Raw genomic sequence first — 6026 nt, 5'->3', positions numbered from 1 at the left:
CGTGCCAAAATGAAAATGTATATATTTCAACAATTTAAGCATTTGTTAATATACGAGCTGGGCAACTTTTTGCTCGAATCGAGCAAGATCTTGCTCAGGTCGAGCAAAAAGTTGCCCGGAAGCAAGAAATGCACCGAGGAGACTGTAAACCATCACAAATGATGAAAAATCAGAAAATACCCCACTGCTACAGAGGGGTCGTTCGCAACAGTACGGTTTGCTATCCAGTGCGTTGCGAACACGTTAAGTGATAGGAGTTGCCTAATCTGAGGCGCTTATTTTGCATTTTTGTACTTAGAAACTCATCTAAGCACTCTTCTTCACCGCACTTCGTTTACCAAGCAAGTAACCTAGCCCTAGAGGTGCGAAGAATATCGCGACGATAAACAGGACAAAATAGATAATGGTACTCTTAATCAGTTCCACCAACTTGTCCATCGCTAGTGTCAGCACGTCTTGTGACACCTTATCGAGATCCTGAGTAAATTTCTCTCTCTCTGCACTGACGATCAAAGCAATCTCTGCACGCTCTCGAGCGACCATCTCCTCTAGCGCCTGACGTTCAAGACTCAATTGGTCGAGGCGCGCCGAGGTACGAACATCGATATCATTAACCAGCGGCTGCAACTGAATCGCCATCTGTTTGGCAAGATTCTCCATATACTCTGGGTTGTTTTCTACAAAGTCCTGAAAAGATTCAGAAGTGGCCTGCAAACTTTGTAGCGTCGCCGTTAACTGCTCACCACTAATACTGCTGTTCATCGCGATCAATTGCGCTTTCCAAGTCATTATCTTTGGCGTCTGCTCAGAGACAAGACTCAATCGGTCCGACACATCACCAAGCGCCTCAGGCATGGTACCCAACGTCGAGACAGCTTCACTTTCACTGATTTGGTTTGCTTCTAACCAAGCACGATATGCGGGAGTTCTAATAAAACTTAAGTCTTCAAATGGGTGCTTAGCGGCAAACTCAGCCACAAATGTTTTAGTCGTGTTATAGCGACTTCCCTTTAGCAAAGAGTGGGCTAAGTTATCGATTTCTTGAGATAGCCTTTGCGAGACTTGCTTGGCATCGGATGTGACAAATAGCTCACTACCCGCACCAGAGTTAAAGAATTGATTCATCTGCTCCGTGAAGACCCAGCTATCGATCAGAGCTGCGGTTGGAGAAACTTGATACGCTGAACGTTGTAACCCTTCTTCGGCGTTGATCTTCCATAGCAAAACATAAGATTGGTTAACCTTGTCTTGAGGCTGATAATTGGCAGCGATAGTATCCGCTGCTTGTTCAACCTGAGAAAAGAACTGCTGGGTGTATTCACGAGTGAGCAGCCTCATATTAAGTTCTTGCTGCGTTAACGGCGTCGTTTGACTATCCAGTTTAACTTCTAGCAGGGAACAGCCACTCAATGGCAATAACAGTAAAAACAACCAAATGACGGAAGAGCGACGCATTAACTAAACCTCAGATTGAGCGAATAAAAACAAGCTCGATAGTTTATCGATTGAAAGTCAGTATACCGTCAATTTCACTGATTATTATGCTCTTTTAAGAAAAGTCTGGCTTCTGAGATGGCTCTTTCCAGACGCCAAGTCAGCTCATCTAGTAAATCTGGCACCAGAGTAATATCGTCTTTGATAGCCACCTCTACTTTACTGGCTGCTTGACGTAGTTTAGTCGCGCCGAGATTGCCGCCCACCCCCTTGAGACTATGGGCTTTTCTTTGCGCTTCTTCAGGGGAATCTGTCAACAATAGCGTAATCTGCTCACCGTCTTTATGGTGGTCCACGATGAACACTTCCAACAACATGCACACCGATTCCATATCGTTGTTCAACGATTCAAGCATTTTTTCAAAGTTAATCTCAGGCTCATCTGATGCATTGTGAAAGGTGTTTTTTCTTACTGGCGTATCATCCGGAACAACTTCGATGGCAGTGGAGGCTTCGACCTCTTGCTCTGACTCCTCTCCCTGCTGAGACCCCGCCTGACGAGTATGACGATAAGCAAGGGGGAGCATCAGTAATACTGCCAGCATAAAAGTCAAAGTAATCAATAACCCCAACCAAATATGCTTCATCAACAATTGATCGTAGGCCATTCTTTGAATATCAATTTGAGCATAGACATCGTGCGTCATCAGTTTATCGACGATGTACTGCCCTTGCGCGTACCCCCCTAAAACCAACGAAATCTGGGCTAAGACTTGTTGCAAATCCCGTCGTGCGTCCTTTGGTAACTGGGCAGACAACGAATAGATTTGGTCTAATTCTCGGTAGATTTTAGGACTCGATTTCCGGTCGCTGAAAATCGCTTCTAGAACATTGGCACTGATTCGGTAATAGAGCAGCGATAATTCGGCATCATTTGAGTATCGTTCACGTTTAAGGCGAACCTGCTCGACAAGGGTCAGCAGATCTAAATTGTTATCCAAGTAGATCTGTGTTTGCTCTATAAATCGGTCGGTAGTAAAAAGTAACTGATTGACATCTGGTAGGTACCAACTTTTCTGATAATGCGCATCGATTTGTAATCGAAGAGCATAGATAAGCTGTAGATCGAGTGATTGCGAGTCCGCCATATGGACGCGATAAGGCGTGTCAAACGAGAAAGTCTCTCGCAAGTCTTGAATACTGCTGCCGAGCTCATAGATTTGCTCTTTCGTCGCATTGATCGAGCGATAACTGTTTGCGAGTACTGCAATGCAAGCGACCCACACACACAGTAACAACCACCCGATTTTAAGCGCCTTACCTTCCATGCTCCCGCCTAAATAGATTATTTCCCTTTAATACAAGAATATACACTATATAGAGGAAGTGGAGGACTAACTGGTAAAATATTGCAGTCAGTCCAGTTCTTATACCAATTATCTATTTCGAGTCAGTTGATCACGTAGATTTGGTGGTGTGCCTTTGATGGTTAGCGTGTCTGTTTCTGGATCGTAGAAAATGCGTTCACCAAGTAACAAACTATCGAAGCTGACATTCAAACCACCACCAGCACCAACGTATTTGGTGAGTTTGCGTACGGCGGCACGATCACCAGGAAAGCTCTCTTCCAACTGATATCCCTGCTCTTGTGTGTAGTCCAAGAAACTGGTGCCATCTTGTGATGGAGGTAACTCGCCAGATAATTCTCTCACCTGAACTTCATCGCCAGATTTGATTTGTTCATTACAGTAATCTGCCACCTGTTTCTTGTAGCTGATCACTTCCTCTTTTTCGAGCTTAGAATCCGCACAGAAATCTTCGACCGCTTGCATCAATACTTGGTTTTGTACTTTGGCGTCTAGACCCACTTCTGCTTGCAGAAAATCAAGGAAGAAATCCGCAACCTTACGTCCAACGCGTCCTTTGATGTACGCGAGGTAACGGTTGGAATCTTTGTCCGTCTCAAAGCTGGTCAAATCGATTCGTGCGGCAATATCCATTTTTGATAAATCAAGATAATCTGTTGCGCTGATGTCCAACCCTTCCGTAACCTTCAAACTCTGGTTAGAAGGAATGATCGCCACAAAAAGGTAGTCAGTAGCCAGTGACTGATATTCAGCAATAACCAAAATGCCTTCATCAGCAAATGGGTATTTAGATAGCTCATCCTTCAGACGGTTGGCACTGAGCTGGGAGAAATCATAAAAATTTTGATTTCCTTGACGTAATTCTTGCAACCAGACCTGAAAATCGCTGTCTGATTTAAAGCTGCCGAAGCCTTTGCCTGCTTTTGAATTGAACACTCGATGCAGTTCAGCCACTAGATTTTCGGTAGAAGAATCGTTAGCGAGAGACTCGGTTCGAAAGTTAACAACCAGTTCATCGGCATCGTTTTTTTGCAGTTGATGAAGAATAACGTTTGAAAGATGAAGACTCATGATGAAATTTATCGCTGCGTAGGTTTCAGTTGCGTGGCATTGTAGGTTATCATAAGCCGCTTTACTATCATCATAAGAGTCTTTATGCCGATTACATCTAAATACAGCGACGAACAAGTTGAACGAATCCTAACGGAGATCGCCGCAGTACTTGAAAAACATTCTGCTGGCCCAGAGCTTGCATTAATGATTGCGGGTAATATCGCTACCAATGTCTTAAATCACGATATTGCTGCTTCACAACGCAAAGCAATTGCTGAAAAATTCGCAGAAGCGCTTGTTTCTTCTGTAGAAACTAAAAAACACTAAGAACAATAACGGATAATAGAACACTTACATGGTTGATAACGGAAATACATACGGCGAACGCGTATCGCGGTTAGTGGGTTGGGGGCACTGGTTTGCCTTTTTCAACATCATCGCAGCAATGCTGATCGGAACCCGTTATATCACTCAATCTCCGTGGCCTGAAACACTACTAGGACAATTCTACCTAGCAGTATCGTGGGTTGGTCACTTTGGTTTCCTTGTCTTTGCCTTATACCTACTTGTTCTATTTCCGCTGACCTTTATCATTCCGTCACGTAAGCTGTTCCGCTTACTGGCGGTCTGTTTTGCAACAGTCGGTTTAACTGTACTGCTGGTCGACACGCAAGCCTACCAAACCATCAATTTGCACTTGACCCCTGTGGTATGGGAAGTGCTATTTAGCGATGAAGGCTCAACGCTAACCGTAGACTTGCAGCACTTATTTATCGTCCTGCCACTGATATTCTTATTGCAGCTTGCCTTATCTGAATGGGTGTGGCGTAAGCAACGTAAGTTGTCGCACAAACATGTTGGCCGTCCGATCGCGGCACTGTTTTTTGTTAGCTTTATCTCAAGCCATCTGATTTATGTCTGGGCTGACGCGTATTTTTATAACCCAATCACAGCTCAGCGCGCGAACTTCCCTCTCTCCTACCCGATGACCGCGAAGTCATTCATGGAAAGACACGGGCTGCTTGACCGTGAAGAGTATTTATTGCGCTTAGAACAAAGCCAAGATAGCAACGAGCTAGTACGCTATCCACTGGAAAAAATTGAGTTTGACCGTCGTGCAAACCCACTTAACGTTTTGGTTGTTAGCGTCAATAACCTACGCTCCGACGTACTGACGCAAGAAACGATGCCTGCGGCTTATCAGTTCGCGCAACAGAACCTGAACTTTACCAACCATTACAGCTCAAGTAATGACTCATTTGGTACCTTCGGTCTGTTCTATGGATTACCTAGCAGCTACTCAAGCAGCATTAAGGCACAGGGCTCTAAGCCTATCCTTATAGACACTCTTATCGAAAAGCAGTATCAATTCGGTCTGTTTAGCGGCGATAACTTTGATGAACCTCTTTACGGTGAAACGGTTTTCCGCGGTATGAACTTTACTGGTCTTGCCTTTAACGACACTCAATCACCAGACTCGCTAGCGATCCAAGCTTGGGCAGATTGGGCAAAACAACAAGGCAATAAACCTTGGTTTAGTTACATTGAACTGACAACCGTCGATAACTTTAACGCATACGACAGCGGTGAAGCTCAGTCAGCAGCAAACAAATTGATCGCTGGCTATAAAAAATCGGTGGCAACGGCTGACCTAGAGATCGCTCAGCTGCTCAAAGAAATCAATACGCTTGAGCTCAGTGATTCAACCGTGATCATCATTACCTCTAACCACGCTACAGAGTTTAACGAGACGAAAACCAATAGCTGGGGTTCAAACTCAAACTACAGTCGTTACCAGTTACAGGTTCCAATGATCATTCACTGGCCAGGTAAAGTTGCCGCTGAATATCAGCATAGAACAAGCCACCTTGATATGTCGGTCACTCTGCTTCAAGACTTACTCGGCGTATCGTCGAACCCAAGTGATTTCAGTAGTGGTCGTAATCTGTTTGACGAACGCAAACGCAGATGGATCTTGGCAGGCGATTCGCGCGATTTAGCCTTAATTACCACCAAAGACACCACAGTCATTGATAAGTTTGGTAACTACAAACTCTATGACGAGAATTACCAACGTCTAAAAGATGAGAACCCAACTTTGCCGGTTCTGATGCAAGGCTTGACTGAATTGCAGCGTTTTTACGCAAAAAGCAACTAAATCATAGCGTTATA

At 44.5% G+C, this 6026-nt stretch carries 5 protein-coding genes; 2 read left to right on the top strand and 3 right to left on the bottom strand.

The genetic code is table 11. The features are described 5' to 3' along the window. Positions 1-306: 306 nt before the first annotated feature. The 3 genes from QTN94_RS17025 to yejK all read right to left on the bottom strand — a co-directional run bounded on the left by QTN94_RS17025 (position 307) and on the right by yejK (position 3872). Positions 307-1455, bottom strand: a complete 1149-nt coding sequence (locus QTN94_RS17025; RefSeq protein ID WP_331417397.1) for a chemotaxis protein — start codon at positions 1453-1455, stop codon at positions 307-309. Positions 1456-1529: 74 nt separating this feature from the next. Continuing rightward, entirely contained in the window at positions 1530-2762 is a 1233-nt protein-coding gene (locus QTN94_RS17020; RefSeq protein ID WP_138973577.1) for an Hpt domain-containing protein, read from the bottom strand. A 108-nt stretch (positions 2763-2870) separates the two neighbouring features. Next, a complete protein-coding gene (gene yejK, locus QTN94_RS17015) occupies positions 2871-3872 on the bottom strand; it encodes a nucleoid-associated protein YejK (protein WP_138973578.1) in 1002 nt (333 codons plus the stop codon). A gap of 84 nt (positions 3873-3956) precedes the next feature. On the opposite strand from yejK, the gene QTN94_RS17010 reads away from it, so the two are divergent. After that, positions 3957-4181, top strand: a complete 225-nt coding sequence (locus tag QTN94_RS17010; RefSeq protein WP_138973579.1) for a YejL family protein — start codon at positions 3957-3959, stop codon at positions 4179-4181. Positions 4182-4209: 28 nt separating this feature from the next. Beyond that, a complete protein-coding gene (locus QTN94_RS17005; protein ID WP_331428336.1) occupies positions 4210-6012 on the top strand; it encodes a DUF3413 domain-containing protein in 1803 nt (600 codons plus the stop codon). The last annotated feature ends 14 nt before the right edge of the window (positions 6013-6026 follow it).

Origin of the sequence: Vibrio sp. M250220 (assembly GCF_036533795.1) — a bacterium.
Taxonomy (GTDB): Bacteria; Pseudomonadota; Gammaproteobacteria; order Enterobacterales; family Vibrionaceae; genus Vibrio.
This window is presented reverse-complemented; position numbering and strand designations above follow the sequence as displayed.